The following is a 17,886-nucleotide window of genomic DNA, read 5'->3' on the forward strand; positions in this document are numbered from 1 at the left end:
TCTTCAGAAAGGTGATTTTTGGCTGGCATAAGTGGCTGATACTAAATTAATTATTTAATCTCTTATTATACAATCTAGCTGCCTAACAGCTTAACTGATGCAGCGATCGCTCAAGTTGAAAAGTAAGCTATTTAAAAAGATAGCCAGTAAATCATGAGCAATATTCACCAACTAAGTCTGCCATAAGATGTTATGCAAAGAAAATTGCACATCAACTAATGAGGGTTGTCCTTTGTCAAAAGTCATTAGTCCTTATAAACACTAATGACTTTTGACTAATGAGTAATGACGGTTTATACGGAGTTTGTACAATATATAGGCGGTGCTGCGGTTGAGTATTTCTGAGTCTTGATTTAAATTCCCAACTAAACCTTTGCTTCCAAAGATTTGAGTAACTCGGTATTCACACCCGATTCACGAGTAAGGGCAATTTTGCCAGTACGGGCGATTTCTTTCAAACCAAATTTTTGTAATACTTGCACGATCGCTACCATTTTACCTGGATCTCCCACAACTTCTAAGGTGAGAGAATCTTCCGCCACATCCACGACTCGCGCCCGGAAAATCTGAGACAATTCGATTACTTCTGAGCGATTGCTGCTACTAGCATTCACTTTCAAAAGCATCAATTCCCGTTCTACACAAGGGATTTCGGTAATGTCTTGGACTTTCAAGACATTGACTAACTTGTATAGTTGCTTAGTCAGTTGCTCGATAATGCGATCATCACCAGGGACAACCATTGTAATTCGGGAGACTCCTCCTTGTTCAGCAGGGCCAACAGCAAGGCTTTCAATATTAAAGCCGCGACGCGCAAATAAACTAGAAATGCGGGAAAGAACACCCGCCTCATCTTCTACGAGAACTGAAAGGGTATGTTTCATCTTCGCCAACAGAGGCTAGAGCAGGAATTGAGGGGAGCAGACACTAGCAAAGGGCAACGCTAGACCTACTACCGCACTAAATTTTCAGTGCGGCCTCTTATTGTAAACTTAAGAGCTGCACGAGAATGCATTCTCAATCGAGAAATTATTTAGAAATCCGATCGCAAGCAAAAATTTCTTTGAATGTATATCTTTTTGTTGACAGATGCAGCATTTGTTGCAAACCTTTTATACTCAAATTTGATAAGCCTCTAATCGGAGACAAGTTTTTATGGGTTGGCTACAAAGATTGTTTGGAATGGAAAAACCTCAAAATGCAGAAGTAAATCCGGCTCCACAGGCTATACAGGAAGCTCCTAGTAGTGAGGTCGCTAATGCTACACAATCGATACCTCCAGAACGTATAGGATTAAGCGGAGAATATGACCAAAGTGGTTTAGCAAAGCGGGTAGCATTGGCATTTGATCAAGATCCCCAACTCGACGATGTTAATACCCTTTGGGTTGCTCAGACGGGTAGCACTGTAGTGTTGAAAGGTAAAGTTCCCAGTCAAGAAATTCTCAACAAAATGGTTTCTGTAGCGAGTTCTGTAAATGGCGCTACAAATGTTGACACTGACCAAGCTACGATTGAGTAGTTACTGCTGATGCGGATCGCACCCATTGCATAATATTTAGGGAATAACCAATGGTTAGCGAAGCCTGCGGCGGGCTTCGCCTACGCCAACCCATCTTTTAATCCAATCTAAAATCGCTTGGTTAACTTGTTCTGGACATTCATCATGGGGACAATGCCCTACATTCTCCAGATTTAACAGTTCCAACTTCTCGTTATATTGGACAAATTGACTAGCTAAGGCTGGCGGAACAAACCGATCTTTTTGTCCCCAAATTAAAAGCATGGGAATTGTTAAGGTTGGTAATACTTTCTTGACACTGGGACTGAAATTAATTCCGATCGCTGCTTTGAACAAAGCACTAAATGCCCTCGCAGAACCTCGGTCTTGGGGAGGCTCTGCTAAAATTTCGATGAGTTCATCGGTAATCGCTTCTGGGTTAGCGTAGGCAAGACGTGCCCAGCGACGCAGCACCCCAGGACGGCGCACGAAGTTAAATACAGGTTTAAGTATCAACGGCGAAGCGACAATATTTTTAATTGCTGTGACCAGTGGGCGTAGCACAGGAGGAATTGCTTCTTGTTCTAATGACGGATCTGGTAAACTCATCATCACCATACCCATCACCATATCGGGATGGGCGGCGGCGGCGGCCATTGAAATCAGTGAACCGTTGGAATTGCCTATTAATATTGCTGGTTGACGGATAAATGTTTTCCAGAAATCGTAAACCTGCTCAACCCAAAGTTCGATGCTGTAATTAGCTGCGGCTTTTTCAGAAGCGCCAAAACCCAACATATCTATGGCGTAAACTGTGTGATGCTCACCTAATACCTCTAAATTATGTCGCCAATGACCAATGGAAGCGCCAAAGCCATGTAATAGAATTAGGGGTGTTGTATTAGGGTGACTTTGGCTAGGGCGAATGTAAGTGTAGCGGGTTTGCCAGCCACGCCAAATCCAATCTCTTTGATTACCAACCCGTTCTTGCCAGTGTACCGTAGTGGTCACATCTACCTCCAATTTATCAGCGCTGAAATACCATTATAAGAATTGGGGATTGGGGATTGGGGATTGGGCGGGGTGCAGAGAGGAAAACTCTTTTCCTCATTCCCTATTTACCTAACAAATTGAGGCATAATTTCGGCAGTATTATAAGAATTGAGGATTAGGTATTGGGTATTCCCAGTCCCCAGTCCCCAGTCCCCAGTCCCCATTCCCTATTTACCTAACAAATTGGGGCATAATTTCGGCAGCAGTGAATATTCCATAGATGCCGCGTTGGTGTAATTGTCTGCCAGCTTTGAGATAGCCGAAAGCAGGGCCGCAGACATTGGCTGCCATGCTGGTTTCATCTCCGAGAGTAAATGTATGGGTGGAAATCTTTCCTTCAAAGGTACGTCCTGTTACCTTAACATTCGTGCTGAGTGGCTTTTTGGGATTGCGGGTATCGACTACACCACCAACTGTAACGCGATCGCGCCCTACTATCCCCGCTACTTCTAACATCACATCATCAGCGTGTTCCATATTTGTCAAGGTCAGCACGCCATTTGTTTTATCTAGTAGTGCTTCTACTTCTGCGTCAGTCATTGCCCTGGCAGTTTCCACTGTATAACCAGGCATGTGGCCGATGTCCTCCCGAACAGTAGCGCGGTAAGCTTCCCAGTTAGCAATTCCCACCCCAAAGGTAATTTCAACATGATGAATTTCGGCGTAACTTTGGGCGGCTAAAGCTGCTGCTGCTGTTAATAGTCCAGGGGTAGCACCACATCCTGTCATGTAGGTAATCCCGGCGGCTTGTAATTCCTCTTTCATCGCTAGGAGTTGTTCTACAGCAGTGGTGCGTTTAATTGCATCTACTAGTACCCCACGCCAACCAGATTTGATGAATTCCTTAGCTACATTGGGAATAAAATCATTCGGTAGGTTAGGTAAAGCCAAAAAATACCCATCTACTTCAGCTATTTCGATTAAATCCTGAATACTTTGATTTGTTAATGTACCAATTGGCTCTAAATAACCAACTGAACCCTGGGACTGATATGTTGCAATGGATTCTTTAGTATTTAAACCGTCAGCAGCGTAAGCGTAGCCTTTTTGGTCTGCTGCTGCAACTAAAATCATTTCTTGTTTGCCAGCAACTACCTTGGCGGCTGCTTGTCCGAGTCCGCCGAAACCCAGTACTCCCACACGTATCACTGGCGAAATATTTAGAGAATTTTTGATTTTTTCAGAATTCATAGTCAATTCGTTAAGTTAAATCAAAAGCCTTGAGTATTCAGCATCTCAGCTTCCGGCTGGTAACTGGTGGCTGATGGCTGATAATTCAAAGCTATAGAGATTAATTATGATTCATTATCCTGGGTTCTTTGGCTGGATATTGCAGATATTTATCTCTAGGCGATCGCTTTTGAGTTTGTTGACTGGGAATATACCAGATTTAAAGCAACAGTCGCAACTGGCAACCCAGAAGAAGGCTTAAGAATACTGGCTAAACTTGATGTTCTCACAGAATAGAGTTACGCAATAATACAAAGACTTACGGAGGCGATCGCTTAAAGTGTCTCCCAAACTAACCATCTTGACTTAGAATCAAAATAACTTTTCTTCAGGAGATTGACTTGCATGACATATATCTCCCCAAAAACCCTCACATTTGAAGATTTATCTCTCTTCGCTTAGATAACATTCTGCCTCGTTAAGTGTAGGCATAGTTATGAATATATAGCAAGAAACTGTAATTATGCTGCGCCGTAGGCGTAACCCGTCGTAGATATCGCTTCATTATTTATAGTGATGACAACTTTGCCTGTCAGCACTAAGAGGATGTTTTAAAAGTCCTCTTGTCGGTATCAAAAGGTTCTAGCTCCTCCTAAATCCTCCTTAAAAAGGAGGACTTTGATTCCGGTTCCCCACTTTTTAAGGGGGGTTAGGGGGGATCAATAAGTGCTTAAAATAACAGCCAAATACTTTTAAAACAACCTCTAATATTAACGCTCATAAATTTCTAATGGTAAATTATCTGGGTCTTTAAAGAAAGTAAATTTCTTACCTGTAATTTCATCAATTCTGATATTTTCTACCTCTAACCCTTTGGATTTTAAATAAAAAACAGTTTCTTCTACATCATCAACTTGAAAAGCAAGATGTCTTAAACCACAAGACTCTGGTTTACTAGGCCGTTCTGGAGGGTTTGGGAAAGAGAATAGTTCGATTTGTGTATTTTCTGCAACTTTTAAATCTAATTTATAAGAATTTCTGGCGACGCGAAAAGTCTCTTGAATAATCGAAAAGCCTAAAACTTCTACATAAAAATTTTTTGAGCGATCGTAATCAGAACAAATAATAGCTACATGATGAATACCAGTGGTTTTCATGTGTACTTCTTAAGCTACCAATCATTTACCTTTAGCACTTTTAGCAGAATTTGGCTATTTTTTGCAAGACAAAGATTTTAGCAAAGTGCTAATCTTGAAAATAGAAACTTTGATGCCACCAGCCTTAAAGACGCTGACTTACGTAGAGCAATATTTAAGTAGAACGATGTGGAAAAATCAAACTATATTAAAAAAAATTAAATAGACTTAAACCCTCTTACCTCCTGCCTCATCCTACGATAAATATTTACGCCGACTTAGTTACCGTTAAGCAAACGCTTAAACTCCGCATTGACGGTTTGGTAACACTCGCAGGTGATATTTTCTAGACCTAAGCGGTCAAGGATAGTTATTTGGCCGCGACTATAGTTAATTAGCCCCGCCCTCTGAAGAATAGAGGCATTGAGGCTAACAGTGGAGCGATTTACACCTAGCATTATGCTGAGAAATTCTTGAGTCAGTAAAAAAGTGTCTGTATCTACTCTATCGGCAGTCATCAGCAGCCAACGGCACATTCGCTGTTCTATTGAGTGCAGGCGGTTACACGCAGTTGATTGGGCAATTTGATTAAACAGTGCTTGCGTGTATCGTCGTAGTATATTGTACAACTGACTATCTGCGGTGACATGAGTTTTAAATGCATCTACTCTCATCCGTAAGCCAGTGCCAGCAACTTGCATAAAACACTCGCCCGGAATTCTATCGGCTCCCAGGAATACTGGAAGACCCACCATTCCTTCATTGCCCACTGTAGCCACTTCGATTGCCGAACCGTCCATCATCACTGTGAGCAAAGAGGCTACGCCATAGTTAACAAAATACACGTGCTCAATTGGTTGGTTAGGTAAATAAAGTTCTCGCCTGAAGTCTAGAGAGACAACCTCCATATAAGGAGCAAGACGAGAGTATTCCTCAGAGGATAGGGCAGCTAAAAGTTGGTTTTCCACAAATGCAGAATGCTTGAAACACAGATAGTAAAAGGCTATTTAAGCCAGTCTTATACCAATTCAAAATTCAAAATGACGCTCTCTACGAGACGCTAAAAGCGTAGCGCAGACAAACCTCTCGTTCGCTGTCTTCGTCTCTGAAAGAGAAGAGAAGGCTTTACGCTGGGCTAACAAAATTCACGCATTAACAAAGCCAGGCAGAACAAAGGTATGTCCCTATGTATCTGTCGCATTCTTTTTTCAAATTGGTCTTATCTGTATTAAATAAACGGTAGCAATTAAGAACCTCTGACAAAAGATTTATTTTTTGTAAATATTTTATGTTAGCTATCTAACATAGCAGTGTGACTTGTGAAGCTGCTTTAACAGTAATTAGGCGATCGCTATTAAGCCCTAAATATTCGCGGATAAAAAAATGGGGTTACGAAAATCACATCGAATTCTGTCACACTTCCCTAATGTTGCTTACAATATAGTGGCGATCGGAGCTTCTGCGGGCGGGCAAAAGCCAATCATCCAAATTTTATCCGCTTTACCAGTAGATTTCCCAGCGGCGATTATTGTAGTTCAGCACATGAATCCTCTCTACCCTAGTCGTATGGCACATATCCTCGGAAACTACACAGCGTTGCCCGTAGAGCAGGCAAAATCAGGGCAAATAATGCGTCCAGGGACAGTTTACACTTATCTTCAAGATCGGCACTTAGTAGTCGATGCTAACGGTAGTCTGTCTCTATTAGAGTCGCCAAAGATGAACTATGTTCGTCCCTCAGTGGATAAACTATTCATGTCGGTAGCTCTTAATTACGGAATTCGGGGGATTGCTGTTGTCCTAAGTGGGTGGGGCAGAGATGGTGCTTTAGGAGTGATAGCAATGAAAAAGTATGGCGGCACGATAATTGCTCAAGATGAAACTACTTCGGAGTACTTCGATATGCCCTCAGCTGCTATTGACACCGGTAAAGTAGATTTTGTTCTGACTCCACAGATGATTGCCAAGAACTTGTGCAGCCTGTTAATGACGGAATTAGTAGCATAAAGGGTAATTATAATTAATTAAATTGTTCCCAATTACCCAACAGATGACCTGAGAGCGGTCAGTGTGCATTGATAAAATGTTTGAAAAGTCCTCTTCTCGGTATCAAAAGTTTTAGACCCCTCTAAATCTCTCTTATAAAGGGAGACTTTAATTCCGGTTTCCGCCTTGTCAAGGGGAGCCAGTGCGCCCTCGCGGCTCTGCCGACTTGTTCGCTCTTAGCGTTCCCGCTTTCTTAGCAACTGGCGTGGGTTACGGGGGATCTAAAAGTGCCCAAAATTATAGCTAAACTCTTTTCAAACAACCTTTAACTTAAATTTATATTTAATCAGCAAAAAGGCTTATTGCTTTTTCAAAACTTCATATTCAATAAGTAAAAAGGCATATTGCTTACTCAAAATGACATTTTACTTTCTCAAACCCCAGTTTGCTTTCTCAATTTGGTATTTTCCGCAAGCAAAATCAGCTTTTACTTTCTCAAACTCCAGTTTGCTTTCTCAATTTGGTGTTTTCCGCAAGTAAAAAGAGCTTTTACTTTCTCAAACCCCAGTTTGCTTTCTCAATTTGGTGTTTTCCGCAAGTAAAAAGAGCTTTTACTTTCTCAAACCCCAGTTTGCTTGTTTATTTAAGTAATTTCCGTATTTATTTTGGTATATCGTTGAGCCATTAGCTTGCAATGCCTGCGGCGTAGCCATCGCTTCATTCAGCAAGAATCTTTCAATGGCTGACTGGTAACTCTGCTGGCTCGTTGGTTAAATGTTATCGTTAATCGGCAACGTTGAATTTTTGCTATTCCTGTAAAACGTTTTTTGATACAATCCTAGTTTTCTTCAAGTCTGCTTTTGAAAGTTCTTCTCCAGCTTGCAGGCGAGTGGCAGAAGTTTACAATACTGTCGCCGCCCCTTTATCTCCTATTTGGGGACTTCCAAATAAAAAAATAATCAATCGCTTGGGGTTTGCAGGGGGAGTAGGGGGAGCAGGGGAGGCAGGGGGAGAAGAAATTGGATACTGGTGTTGGATGCAGGAATTGAGTAATTTAATTCTTGGATGTCCCTAAGTCAAACTTTTGTGTGGTTGTTAATCAATAAGTTAGGAATATGCAACTACTTTGTTACTCAATTGAGGAATAAAATATTTTTTCTGGCTTTGCATCAAAGCGCGAGACTTTCATCCTGTTAATTAGTAAGGCTGAATTTTTACTATTCCTGTAAAACCGTCTTTGATACAATCCTAGTTTTCTTCAGGTCTGCTTCGGAAAGTTCTTCCCCAGCTTGCAAGCGGGTGGCAGAAGTTTGCAATACTGTCGCCGCCCCTTTATCTCCAATTTGTAAAGCGGTTTTAGCAGCCGTTTGTAACATCGTGGCTGCACCAGTGCGATCGCCTTGTTGCAATTTCGCCTCGGCTAACTGGGTTTGCCGATACTTCGCTAATGTTAAAATAGATTGTTGTACCTGGAGATTAGAATCTGGTTGATATGCTCGCATTACATCTGCATACACTGGTACTAGGGACGAAAGTAAACCTTGTTCGTTAACCAACGGGTCATCATAACGGATTTGCACATTAGCGATCGCTTGCTTACCTTCTGGCAATTGTCCCAGATAAATGTTCGCCAAAACTACTCGTTCTACATCCTGCATCAAATCTCCCAAACGCACAGCAAAGCTACCATCAGCTTCGGCTTCCACTGGTAACTCAATTGTGTCTGGGGCAACTTGAGCAATGGGTTTCAATTCTGCTAGTCTGACATTGGACACTAGAGATAATAGCAAGTAGGCATTAGTTAGCCCAATCGATTGAATCCGTCCAAATAGTCGGCTAAATTGCTCCACAGCTTGTTCGGGACGTTCAATATAAGCTAAAGTCCCACCACCGACATCGGCAATGTTTTCTAGCATATCTTGATTCCAGCTATTACCAAATCCGAAAGTGTTGATAGTTAGGTTTAGCTTGGCGGCCTTTTGCGCCAGTTTCAGACAGCGTTTGTGATCATCTCGCCCAATATCCCACTTCCAAATTCGTAAACTGCTTTCACCATGTCCATCCGTCAGCAGAAACGCCTGGGAAACAGCGCCTCTTGTACCCTTCATTAGTTCTGTAATTCCCAATTCCAAACCATCAGCGATCGCAGTACCACCGCTAGCAGTCAGTTTGCTTTTAATTTGAGATTTGATGCTTTCGGGGTCTTCAATCGCTTGGTTGGGGATAATAACTTCCGCAGAACCGGAAAAAGCCACAACTGAGATGCGATCGTTTGCTTTCAACCGATCGATTAATCCTTCCACCGCCTGAATCACCGTTTTAATTGGTTGTCCATGCATGGAACCACTTCTATCCAAAATCAAGCAGAGATTAAGGGGGAGATTTTGGTCAGACTCACCAGCGATAGCAAAAACCGTTATTGCTAGTTGACGTTGGCTACTTGTTAGAGCCAGATCAACATTATTGTCATTTAACGCCGAGAGCAATTTAACTTTCATTGGGGAGGAGTATCTTGCAAAACTGTTTTAGAGACAATTCTGGTTTTCTTGCGATCGCTTTCAGATAAATCTCCACCAGATTGTAGCTGGGTGGCAGAAGTTTGCAACACCGTTGCTGCACCAGTATCTCCCATTTGCAAAGCAGTTTTCGCAGCCGTTTGTAACATCGTCGCTGCACCACTGCGATCGCCCTGTTGCAATTTCGTTTCGGCTAGCTGGGTTTGGCGATACTTAGCTAATGCCAAAATAGAATGCTGCACCTGGGGATTCGGGTCTGCTTGATAATTTTGGACTACATGGGCATAAACTGGGATACTTGGTGTAACTAAACCTACTTTGTTAGCGGCTGGATCGTCGTAGCGGACTTGCACATTAGCGATCGCTTGTTCACCTGTTGGCAATTGTCCCAAATAAATATTAGCTAAGATTACCCGTTCTGCATCTTTCATTAAATCTCCCAACCGTACAGCGAAACGTCCATCAGTTTCTTGTTGCAGTGGTAACTCAATTGTGTCTGGGGAAACTTGGGCCACGGGTTTAAGTTCTGCTAGCCGGACATTGGGCATCAGAGAAAATAAAAGATAAGCATTAGTCAATCCCACCGTTTGAACGCGGCTGAACAGGCGATTAAACTCTTCGGCTGCCTGTTCGGGTTTTTGAATATAAGATAAAGTACCTAAACCAGCATCGGCAATTTTTTCTAAAACATCTTGGTTCCAGTTGTCACCAAATCCCAAAGTATTTAAAGTTAAATTATAGCTAGCAGCCAATTGAGCAAATTTTAAACAGCGATTGTTATCACCGTGTTCATTTTCCCCGTCGGTTAACAAAAAAGCTTGGGAAACAGTATCTTTTTTCCCCTTGGCCAACTCCTCAATCCCCAACCGCAGTCCTTCATCAATCGCAGTTCCACCATCGGCAGCTAGGCGATTGATTTGCTGTTTAATTTTCTCTGGATTTTCGATACTTTGACTGGGTACTAAGACTTTGGCACGGTGATCGAAAACTACCACACTGAGGCGATCGCCAGGGTTGAGCCTATCTACCAGACGATTCGCTGCTTTTTTCACTGTTTCTAGCGATCGCCCATTCATCGAACCACTATGATCGAGAATTAAGCATAAATTCAGGGGCACATGACGGTCTTGATTTTCTGCCTTCGCCGAAATCGAAATTCCCAACTGACGTTGACTGTTCAGTTGATTTGCGTCCAAATTACCATCATTCAAGGCAGGTTGCAAATTAACCTTCATAACTTCAAGTCCCTAATCAGGATATACATATTAATAAACAACTTTAAAGCACTACTTTAGCTCTACGGAAAACTTATCCAACATCAATACACTAATATAATCAGAATATCTTAGAAGCCAAGTATTGGCAGATGCGAAGCCGCCTTCAGCATTAGGGAGAAATCCGCACCTTGAGGGAAGCGTGCATCGCGCTAGGATGTATTACAGTTAACGGCATAGTTTCAGGCGATCAGTTGCTATGGACATTTCCCCAATTAAGGCTGTTCAAGCCCCATATTACGGCGATAACTTTTACCGGACACCACCGCCAGATTTACCTTCCCTCTTATTGAAGGAGCGAATTGTCTATATTGGGATGCCACTGGTACCTGCTGTCACGGAATTAATCGTAGCCGAATTGCTGTTTTTGCAATCCGACGACCCCGAAAAACCGATTAAAATCTATATCAATTCCACCGGCACTTCTGGTTACAGTGGCGAACCCATTGGCTTTGAGACCGAAGCCTTCGCCATCTATGACACCATGAGATATATCAAGCCTCCGATCCATACCATCTGCGTCGGTTCGGCGATGGGTATGTCAGCAATGCTTCTCAGTGCTGGTACAAAAGGTTGCCGCGCTAGTTTACCTCACTCCTCGATTATCCTGCATCAGCCTAAGAGCTATGCCCAAGGTCAAGCCACGGATATTCAAATTCGCGCTAGGGAAGTTTTGGTAAATAAAGGGGCATTAGTTGATATCTTACATAACACCACTGGACAGCCCCCAGAAAAAATTACTAAAGATATGGATAGGCTGTTATATCTAACACCATACGAAGCCAAGGAATACGGTCTTATTGACCGAGTTTTTGAGAAAGAAGAACTCGCAAATCCTCCACTCCCTGCCAGTGTCCTTTAGTGAGTGCTGAGTGCTGTTAGCGGAAGCGGGGCGTTTAGCCCGTGCTGAGTGCTGAGTTATTAAGTTAGGAGTTATGAGTTATTCCTAACTATCCTACTATCCGCAAATTATTAAAAACGGAGTAAATTATGCCTATAGGTGTTCCGAAAGTTCCTTACCGGATGCCCGGTGGACAATATACAGATTGGATTAGCATCTACGATCGCCTTTACCGGGAACGGATTATTTTCTTGGGGCGAGATATTGATGATGAAATTGCCAATCAGATTATCGCTGTAATGCTGTATTTGGACTCAGACGATCCAGGTAAAGATATTTATTTATACATCAATTCCCCCGGCGGGATGGTTACATCTGGCATGGCTATTTTTGACACCATGCAACATATAAAATCAGATGTAGTGACTATTTGCGTGGGTTTAGCTGCTTCAATGGGGTCTTTCCTACTAGCAGCAGGCACCAAAGGCAAACGGTTAGCATTGCCTCATTCACGGATTATGATTCACCAGCCTTCAGGTGGAACCCGTGGACAAGCAACCGATATCGAAATTGAAGCTAGAGAGATTCTACGGATTCGTCACCAGCTCAATGGCATTTATGCCGATAAAACAGGTCAGACCATAGAAAAGATTGAAAAAGATATGGATCGTGACTTTTTCATGTCTGCCGAAGAGGCAAAACAATACGGTTTAATTGACCGTGTGATTGAAGACCGAACCTCCATAGTAACTGGGGAGTAGGAAGGCAGGGAGCAGGGGAGCAGGGGAGAAGTTGCAGTAAGTTTTTCTCCTCTGCCCCTGTGCAACCCTGCCTCTTGTGCCCAATGCCCTTTTATAAACAAACTGTCAACATTGAACTTTAAAATAGAAAATTAGCCTTTATCATTAATAGTCCGGGCTTGAAGCTGATATTGACAGATAATAGCCAATAGCTAAATATTTGATAGCTGATAGCTCAAGATGGATCTTGGAGATTGCTACCGTTTACTAGGTTTAAGATCGGGAGCTTCTTTTGCTGATATCAAAGCGTCTTACCGACGACTGGCGCAGCAATATCATCCCGATATCAACCCAGATGACAACAAAGCCAAAGATAAGTTTATTGCCTTAACAGAGGCTTACAAACTTTTGCTGACGGTAGTATTACCAGAGGAAGTTGGCGCACATTCAAGTCAAGTGCCAACGTCTGGACGTGACGACGCCAAAGCAACGCAACGGCAGAAAACACCAGTAACAACGGTGACAAGCCAAGAATCAGGGAAATCAAAGCCGCCGAATCTGTTGGAAATAGAAGAACGGCTGAAGTGGAAGACTTATGAGCAATTACAGCGATTTTTGCAAGAAAAACGATTTCCGCAAGCGATCGCCCTAGCAGAAGCTTTAGCAGCTCGTTTGTCAACAGATCCAGAAGTCCGTCAATGGCTAGCGATCGCCTATCAAATTTGGGGACGGGCACTAATCTCCGAAAAACAACTACTCAAAGCCAGAATTTATCTCAAAAAAGCCCTGAAAACAGACCCACATAATAAAAGTCTCTGGTATGAAGTCCAGCGCGATTTCCAGCGCTTGGAGCAAATTTTTTAAAGTTTACAAAATTTTAAATTTCGTTTCTAGGTCTAATACCAATTCGTAATTCGTAATTCATAATTCGTAATTAAGAAAGCTAGACTATATCTGGGTTTGGGAGTTTGAATGTGTTGCCTCATTTTATAGAATTGGTATAACAAGGAAATGCTTTTTGTTGCGGTTATGGTACTTCAACGAAAGGTTGGAGCCTTCCAAAAGGCATTCCCAGTCGAAGACTGGGAACGAGGTACGAATTACGAATTACGAATTACCGCCATTTTTTCAGCACTTCTCCCAAGGTAGCGATTCCCTCGACAATCTTCTTAGTTGGTTGAAAGCTAAAAGCTAACCTGATGGCATCATCTCCCTGTCCATTAACGTAGCAGCGAGTTCCTGGTAGAAAGCTGATGCCCTGTTCATTGGCAGCAGTTAGGAGTGCTTTGGCACTGATGTCTGGGGGCAATTTACACCAAACGAAAAAGCCACCACCTGGTCGCAAAGCAACTACATCACTGGGAAACTCTTGAGCGATCGCTTCTAACAACAAATTACATTTATGCTTGTACCAAGCGATTAGCTCCTGAATATGATAATCTAGTTTGCCTGTAGCACAGTAGCGGGCGACCACATGGCTGACAAATGGCCCCACAGGCCCTTCACTTTTGAACATTGCCAACCGCTCAATAATTGCTGGATTGCCACAAGCAAAGCCTAGTCTGATACCAGGCGCAATGATTTTCGAGAAAGTATTCACGTATAACACCCACCCCTCCTGATCAAGGCTTGCCAAGGATGGCACAGCTTCGCCTTGGAAACGCAAATCACTATAAGCATCGTCTTCCACCACCAACACGCCATATTCAGCCGCTAACGCTACCAGTTTTTGGCGGCGAGATAACGGCATAGTAACGCCTGTGGGATTATGAAAAGTAGGAATTGTGTAAATAAACCGGGGTCGAATGTCCCGTTTCTTCAAATCGCTCAAAGTTTCTTCTAACGCATCCACATCCATTCCCAATTCGTCTACAGGAATGGTAATTAGGTGTGCGCCAGCCTGGACAAATCTATTAACTACTCCCAAAAAGGTTGGCCCTTCCACAATTACGATATCACCAGGTTCAACAAACACATCAGGTAGCAAACCCAAAATCTGACCAGAACCATAGCCAACGATCAGGCGATCGCGATCGGCAGGGATTCCTTGAGCTTGCAAGCGGAGGATTATTTGTTCATAAAGTTGGGCTGAAGGTGGCCCGTAATTGAGAGCGATCGGAGCCTCTTCTGTTAGTACAGCAGCAGTTGCAGCAGCCAAGTCCTTGTGGGGAAAGAGAATTGGGTCAGCTAGACCATAGGCAAAGCTGACGGTGATGATTTTGGTTAACTCAGTCCCGTAAGTTGGTGGTGCTAGCTTTCTAGCTCTTTCGGCGAACAAATCAGCAATTTGGTAAGCAGAAGTTGTAGGAGCCATAAGCAATTCAAAATTGAGAATCAGAATTTAGAACACACAAAAAGGCAATTAGCGAAAAGTCATACGTATGTATTCTTTCTTATAACATCATCACAAGTATCGTAAATATTGGTTACTAGAGCAAAATTACTATAGTGAAATTAATTAACTTCAAGTGGCAGCAGTTAATTTTAAGCTTAGGCTGCCTACTACTGATTATTGCGTGTCAGAGTTTATATCCCATTACTAATCCAGACGCTAAACCTCTCAAGGTGGCCACAGACCCCACCTTTGTCCCTTTTGAATTTCAAACAGCTAGCGGGAACTTGAAAGGCTTTGATATTGATTTGATGAATGCGATTGCTAAAGTAGCAGGTTTTGCAGTCCAGTTTGAAAGTCTGCCCTTTGATGGCATGATCTCGACTTTGCAAGCTAAAAGAGTTGATGCAGCAATTAGTGGAATCACAATTACCGCAGAACGCCTGAAAACAATTGCTTTTTCACGACCTTATTTTAAAGCCGGACTAGCGATCGCTGTCCGCGAAAACAATCAAAATATTAAAGACTTCAATAGTCTCAAAGGTAAAAAAATTGCTGTGCAAATTGGTTCTACTGGGGCCGATTTTGCCAAAACCATCCCCAACGCCAAAATTAGTACTTTTAATTCTGGCCCAGAGTTTTTCCAAGACTTACTCAATGGCAACGTTGATGCTGTGATTAGCGATGCTTTCGCGACTTTGTATGCGATTAAAAATGGCAAACTCAAAGACATCAAAGTTGTTGCAGATTTACTCACTAAAGAATATTACGGGATTGCTATGCCTAAGAATTCTCCCCATTTGGATGCAATCAACAAAGGTATAGCGACTTTGTTATCCAATGGCAATTACAAGCAAATTTATCAAAAATGGTTTGACGCTGAACCTCCACAATTGCCAGACTCTTGAAGATTGGGCATTGGGCACAAAAGGCAGAGGGGCAGGGAGCAGAGGAGAAAGAGGTAATTTTTTATTCTCCCTCTTGTCCCCTGCCCCCTGCTCCCTTATTTTCCCCATTCCCCATTCCCCATTTATAAGGAATTATCTGCCAATATATGAAATATTTATCTAATATGCGTCACAATTAATACTGCCACCAAAATTCATTGATCAACTACAATCTACTGTAGTCAGGGACAGCCAAATTGTGGCACCTTGGATCTTAGTGGCTAGAAGCACCTTGGAACGAACGGGAATAAAGGAACTTCCACTATGCTGATTTGCCCTCAGTGTAAATTTGAAAACCCCAATAGCAACAAATTCTGTCAAAACTGTGGCACGTCCCTGACTCACAAGGTCTGTCCTGAATGTAGTACTGATGATGTACCTGTGAATGCATTACGTTGTCATAATTGTGACACGGAATGTGGAACAGTGTTTTGGGCAATTATTGCTAAAGAAACGACTGGGGAAGCTTTGGGAATAGAAGGAGATGTGGGAGGTGAGAAAGATGAGCAAGCAATATCCTCCTCATCTCCTACATCCCCTAGTTCTGAAATTACATTAGGTTCCTATTTAGACTCGCAAGAGCGCTATCAAGTGTTATATCCGCTACCTGCCCAAACGGGAACTGGCATTATTACTGATGTATCCGCCACAGTTCTAGACTGCCAGCCGTATCAAATATCACCCATTGAGGCAATACTAGCAAATCAGGAATCAGATTTGCTGACGCCATCAGTAGAAGCGAGTGAGATTCCTCGCCTTGCTAAACTTTATATTGCTTTACAATCCGAAGGTGAGCGGGGGATACCACCAATTCACGACGCATGGCAGCAAGGTGATATACAGGTATTAATAATCGAGAACCGCTCAGATTGGCAGTATTTACTCGACCTATGGCAAGAAGAAACAACCAGTTCATTAAAAATTTTACACTGGTGTTATGAAATGACCCAACTTTGGGCAGTATTGGAACAAGTAAATTGTCGTCAAAGCCTTTTAGATTTGTCAAATTTGCGATTGGATGAAGACCAAACGTTGGCACTACAAAGGTTGTATGTGGAATCATCGAATTCTCAGCTTGCCACAAAGTCGTCAGAAGATGTCCAAAGCCAAGCATCTGACATTCCAGAGGAGCCGTTAACTATTCAAGCTTTGGGACGAGTTTGGCAAGCACTATTTAGACAGTCGCAACGGACTCAATTTGGCTCCGTAGTCCAGATGTTGGGGGATTTAGAGCTAGGTAAAATTCAGACGATCGCACAATTGCGATCGCGTTTGGAGGAAATCTCTGTTGAACTAGAAGCAATAGGAAGCGCAACTTTGCCTTCAATAAAGGAGAAAAATACTGCTGTGTCCACTATCCCGCAATCAGATGAAGAGGAAGATATCATTAGCAAAACTGATGATATGCCAACTGTTGTGCTGGCGATGCAGTTAAGTAGCTTAGAAGATGCAGGATGCACAGATGTAGGGCGTCAACGTCATCATAACGAAGACAACTTTGGTATTGAAACCAAAATTCATAAACTGGAGTTCCCCAAAAGTCGAGTCTTAGAAGGGCATGGTTTGTATATTCTTTGTGATGGTATGGGTGGACACGCTGGCGGTGAGATAGCCAGTGAGTTAGCAGTCAACACCCTACGGCAATACTTTCAAGAACACTGGATTGCCAACCAGCTGCCAACAGAAGATAGCATTCGTGAGGCAGTGTATTTAGCTAATGAGGCAATTTACAAGCTCAATCAACAAGATGCCCGTTCTGGAGTTGGGCGTATGGGTACAACTTTAGTAATGCTTTTAATTCAAGATACTCAAGCAGCAGTCGCTCATGTGGGAGATAGCCGTCTCTATAGCCTAACGCGCAAGCAGGGACTAAAACAAGTCACAGTAGATCACGAAGTTGGGCAACGGGAAATTAACCGAGGAGTGGAAGCAAGCATAGCTTACGCCCGTCCAGATGCCTACCAACTTACCCAAGCCTTGGGGCCTCGTGATGAAAACTCGATTAATCCCGACGTAAGCTTTTTCGACATCAATGAAGATACTCTGCTGCTATTGGCATCGGATGGTCTATCAGATAATGATTTACTAGAAACCCATTGGCAGACTCACTTAGAACCCTTACTTAGTTCTGGCGTTAACTTAGAACGGGGCGTTACAGAATTAATTGATTTGGCAAATCAACACAATGGTCACGACAATATTACTGGTATACTTGTTCGGGCAAAAGTACGCCCAAATCTGGAAAGTTGAAATTAAGGGACTGGGGACTGGGTATTGGGGACTGGGAACTGGGAACTGGGGACTGTAGAATAATTTTTCTACTCTCTAATCCCCAATACTCAATCTTCAATACCCAATACCCAATACCCAATCCCCAATCCCTAATCCATT

15 protein-coding genes and 2 pseudogenes are annotated in these 17,886 nt (G+C 42.7%); 9 read left to right on the plus strand and 8 right to left on the minus strand.

What is annotated here, in order from left to right; all coding sequences use genetic code 11:
• Positions 1-365: 365 nt before the first annotated feature.
• A complete protein-coding gene (gene ilvN / locus V7K79_RS01830) occupies positions 366-884 on the minus strand; it encodes an acetolactate synthase small subunit (RefSeq protein ID WP_335044165.1) in 519 nt (172 codons plus the stop codon).
• Positions 885-1,155: 271 nt separating this feature from the next.
• Here ilvN and V7K79_RS01835 point away from each other — a divergent pair, with 271 nt between their 5' ends.
• Complete coding sequence (locus V7K79_RS01835) at positions 1,156-1,521, plus strand: phospholipid-binding protein (RefSeq protein WP_335044168.1); 366 nt, start codon at positions 1,156-1,158, stop codon at positions 1,519-1,521.
• A gap of 54 nt (positions 1,522-1,575) precedes the next feature.
• Here V7K79_RS01835 and V7K79_RS01840 read toward each other — a convergent pair whose 3' ends face one another.
• Positions 1,576-2,511 carry an alpha/beta fold hydrolase gene (locus V7K79_RS01840; RefSeq protein WP_335044171.1) on the minus strand — a complete coding sequence of 312 codons (936 nt, stop codon included), beginning with the start codon at positions 2,509-2,511 and terminating at the stop codon, positions 1,576-1,578.
• A 213-nt stretch (positions 2,512-2,724) separates the two neighbouring features.
• Positions 2,725-3,744, minus strand: coding sequence for a (S)-8-amino-7-oxononanoate synthase BioU (bioU, locus tag V7K79_RS01845; RefSeq protein WP_335044172.1), 1,020 nt, complete (start codon positions 3,742-3,744; stop codon positions 2,725-2,727).
• Between the two features lie 189 nt (positions 3,745-3,933).
• Here bioU and V7K79_RS29895 point away from each other — a divergent pair.
• Positions 3,934-4,020: pseudogene (locus V7K79_RS29895) on the plus strand (toxin-antitoxin system HicB family antitoxin); the annotation flags it as partial.
• A gap of 473 nt (positions 4,021-4,493) precedes the next feature.
• On the opposite strand, the gene gloA2 reads toward V7K79_RS29895, so the two are convergent.
• Positions 4,494-4,880, minus strand: a complete 387-nt coding sequence (gene gloA2 / locus V7K79_RS01855) for an SMU1112c/YaeR family gloxylase I-like metalloprotein (protein WP_335044175.1) — start codon at positions 4,878-4,880, stop codon at positions 4,494-4,496.
• Positions 4,881-4,973: 93 nt separating this feature from the next.
• Here gloA2 and V7K79_RS29900 point away from each other — a divergent pair.
• Positions 4,974-5,042 (plus strand): annotated as a pseudogene (locus V7K79_RS29900) (hypothetical protein); the annotation flags it as partial.
• Between the two features lie 95 nt (positions 5,043-5,137).
• Here the strand turns inward: V7K79_RS29900 and V7K79_RS01860 are convergent.
• Positions 5,138-5,827, minus strand: a complete 690-nt coding sequence (locus V7K79_RS01860) for a Crp/Fnr family transcriptional regulator (protein WP_335044177.1) — start codon at positions 5,825-5,827, stop codon at positions 5,138-5,140.
• A gap of 415 nt (positions 5,828-6,242) precedes the next feature.
• On the opposite strand from V7K79_RS01860, the gene V7K79_RS01865 reads away from it, so the two are divergent.
• Positions 6,243-6,866, plus strand: coding sequence for a chemotaxis protein CheB (locus V7K79_RS01865; protein WP_335044179.1), 624 nt, complete (start codon positions 6,243-6,245; stop codon positions 6,864-6,866).
• Positions 6,867-8,062: 1,196 nt separating this feature from the next.
• Here V7K79_RS01865 and V7K79_RS01870 read toward each other — a convergent pair.
• Positions 8,063-9,343, minus strand: coding sequence for a vWA domain-containing protein (locus V7K79_RS01870; RefSeq protein ID WP_335044181.1), 1,281 nt, complete (start codon positions 9,341-9,343; stop codon positions 8,063-8,065).
• Complete coding sequence (locus V7K79_RS01875) at positions 9,340-10,596, minus strand: vWA domain-containing protein (RefSeq protein ID WP_335044183.1); 1,257 nt, start codon at positions 10,594-10,596, stop codon at positions 9,340-9,342. The genes V7K79_RS01870 and V7K79_RS01875 overlap by 4 nt, the downstream gene beginning before the upstream one ends.
• Before the next feature lie 238 nt (positions 10,597-10,834).
• On the opposite strand from V7K79_RS01875, the gene V7K79_RS01880 reads away from it, so the two are divergent.
• From V7K79_RS01880 to V7K79_RS01890, 3 genes are all read left to right on the plus strand, one after another.
• Positions 10,835-11,497 (plus strand): ATP-dependent Clp protease proteolytic subunit, encoded by a 663-nt coding sequence (locus V7K79_RS01880; protein ID WP_322729366.1) that lies wholly within the window; start codon positions 10,835-10,837, stop codon positions 11,495-11,497.
• Between the two features lie 128 nt (positions 11,498-11,625).
• Positions 11,626-12,237 carry an ATP-dependent Clp protease proteolytic subunit gene (locus V7K79_RS01885; RefSeq protein WP_292867827.1) on the plus strand — a complete coding sequence of 204 codons (612 nt, stop codon included), beginning with the start codon at positions 11,626-11,628 and terminating at the stop codon, positions 12,235-12,237.
• A 219-nt stretch (positions 12,238-12,456) separates the two neighbouring features.
• Positions 12,457-13,080 carry a J domain-containing protein gene (locus V7K79_RS01890; RefSeq protein ID WP_335044186.1) on the plus strand — a complete coding sequence of 208 codons (624 nt, stop codon included), beginning with the start codon at positions 12,457-12,459 and terminating at the stop codon, positions 13,078-13,080.
• 250 nt (positions 13,081-13,330) lie between these two features.
• Here the strand turns inward: V7K79_RS01890 and V7K79_RS01895 are convergent, their stop codons facing one another.
• On the minus strand, positions 13,331-14,530 hold the full coding sequence (locus V7K79_RS01895; RefSeq protein ID WP_335044188.1) for an aminotransferase-like domain-containing protein: 1,200 nt from the start codon (positions 14,528-14,530) through the stop codon (positions 13,331-13,333).
• A gap of 134 nt (positions 14,531-14,664) precedes the next feature.
• Between V7K79_RS01895 and V7K79_RS01900 the strand changes: the two genes are divergently transcribed.
• A complete protein-coding gene (locus V7K79_RS01900) occupies positions 14,665-15,456 on the plus strand; it encodes a basic amino acid ABC transporter substrate-binding protein (protein ID WP_335044190.1) in 792 nt (263 codons plus the stop codon).
• Between the two features lie 303 nt (positions 15,457-15,759).
• On the plus strand, positions 15,760-17,745 hold the full coding sequence (locus tag V7K79_RS01905; protein ID WP_335044191.1) for a serine/threonine phosphatase: 1,986 nt from the start codon (positions 15,760-15,762) through the stop codon (positions 17,743-17,745).
• Positions 17,746-17,886 lie beyond the last annotated feature (141 nt).

The sequence above is a fragment of the Nostoc sp. genome, from assembly GCF_036917575.1.
Lineage (GTDB): Bacteria > Cyanobacteriota > Cyanobacteriia > Cyanobacteriales > Nostocaceae > Nostoc.

What these genes read in the sequence shown, in the direction of transcription:
- V7K79_RS01885 (WP_292867827.1), top strand. Translation starts at nt 11,626, where the DNA reads ATGCCTATAGGTGTTCCGAAAGTTCCTTACCGGATGCCCGGTGGACAA.
- V7K79_RS01870 (WP_335044181.1), bottom strand. Translation starts at nt 9,343, where the DNA reads ATGAAAGTTAAATTGCTCTCGGCGTTAAATGACAATAATGTTGATCTG.
- V7K79_RS01905 (WP_335044191.1), top strand. Translation starts at nt 15,760, where the DNA reads ATGCTGATTTGCCCTCAGTGTAAATTTGAAAACCCCAATAGCAACAAA.
- gloA2 (WP_335044175.1), bottom strand. Translation starts at nt 4,880, where the DNA reads ATGAAAACCACTGGTATTCATCATGTAGCTATTATTTGTTCTGATTAC.
- ilvN (WP_335044165.1), bottom strand. Translation starts at nt 884, where the DNA reads ATGAAACATACCCTTTCAGTTCTCGTAGAAGATGAGGCGGGTGTTCTT.
- V7K79_RS01875 (WP_335044183.1), bottom strand. Translation starts at nt 10,596, where the DNA reads ATGAAGGTTAATTTGCAACCTGCCTTGAATGATGGTAATTTGGACGCA.
- V7K79_RS01890 (WP_335044186.1), top strand. Translation starts at nt 12,457, where the DNA reads ATGGATCTTGGAGATTGCTACCGTTTACTAGGTTTAAGATCGGGAGCT.
- bioU (WP_335044172.1), bottom strand. Translation starts at nt 3,744, where the DNA reads ATGAATTCTGAAAAAATCAAAAATTCTCTAAATATTTCGCCAGTGATA.
- V7K79_RS01835 (WP_335044168.1), top strand. Translation starts at nt 1,156, where the DNA reads ATGGGTTGGCTACAAAGATTGTTTGGAATGGAAAAACCTCAAAATGCA.
- V7K79_RS01895 (WP_335044188.1), bottom strand. Translation starts at nt 14,530, where the DNA reads ATGGCTCCTACAACTTCTGCTTACCAAATTGCTGATTTGTTCGCCGAA.
- V7K79_RS01880 (WP_322729366.1), top strand. Translation starts at nt 10,835, where the DNA reads ATGGACATTTCCCCAATTAAGGCTGTTCAAGCCCCATATTACGGCGAT.
- V7K79_RS01865 (WP_335044179.1), top strand. Translation starts at nt 6,243, where the DNA reads ATGGGGTTACGAAAATCACATCGAATTCTGTCACACTTCCCTAATGTT.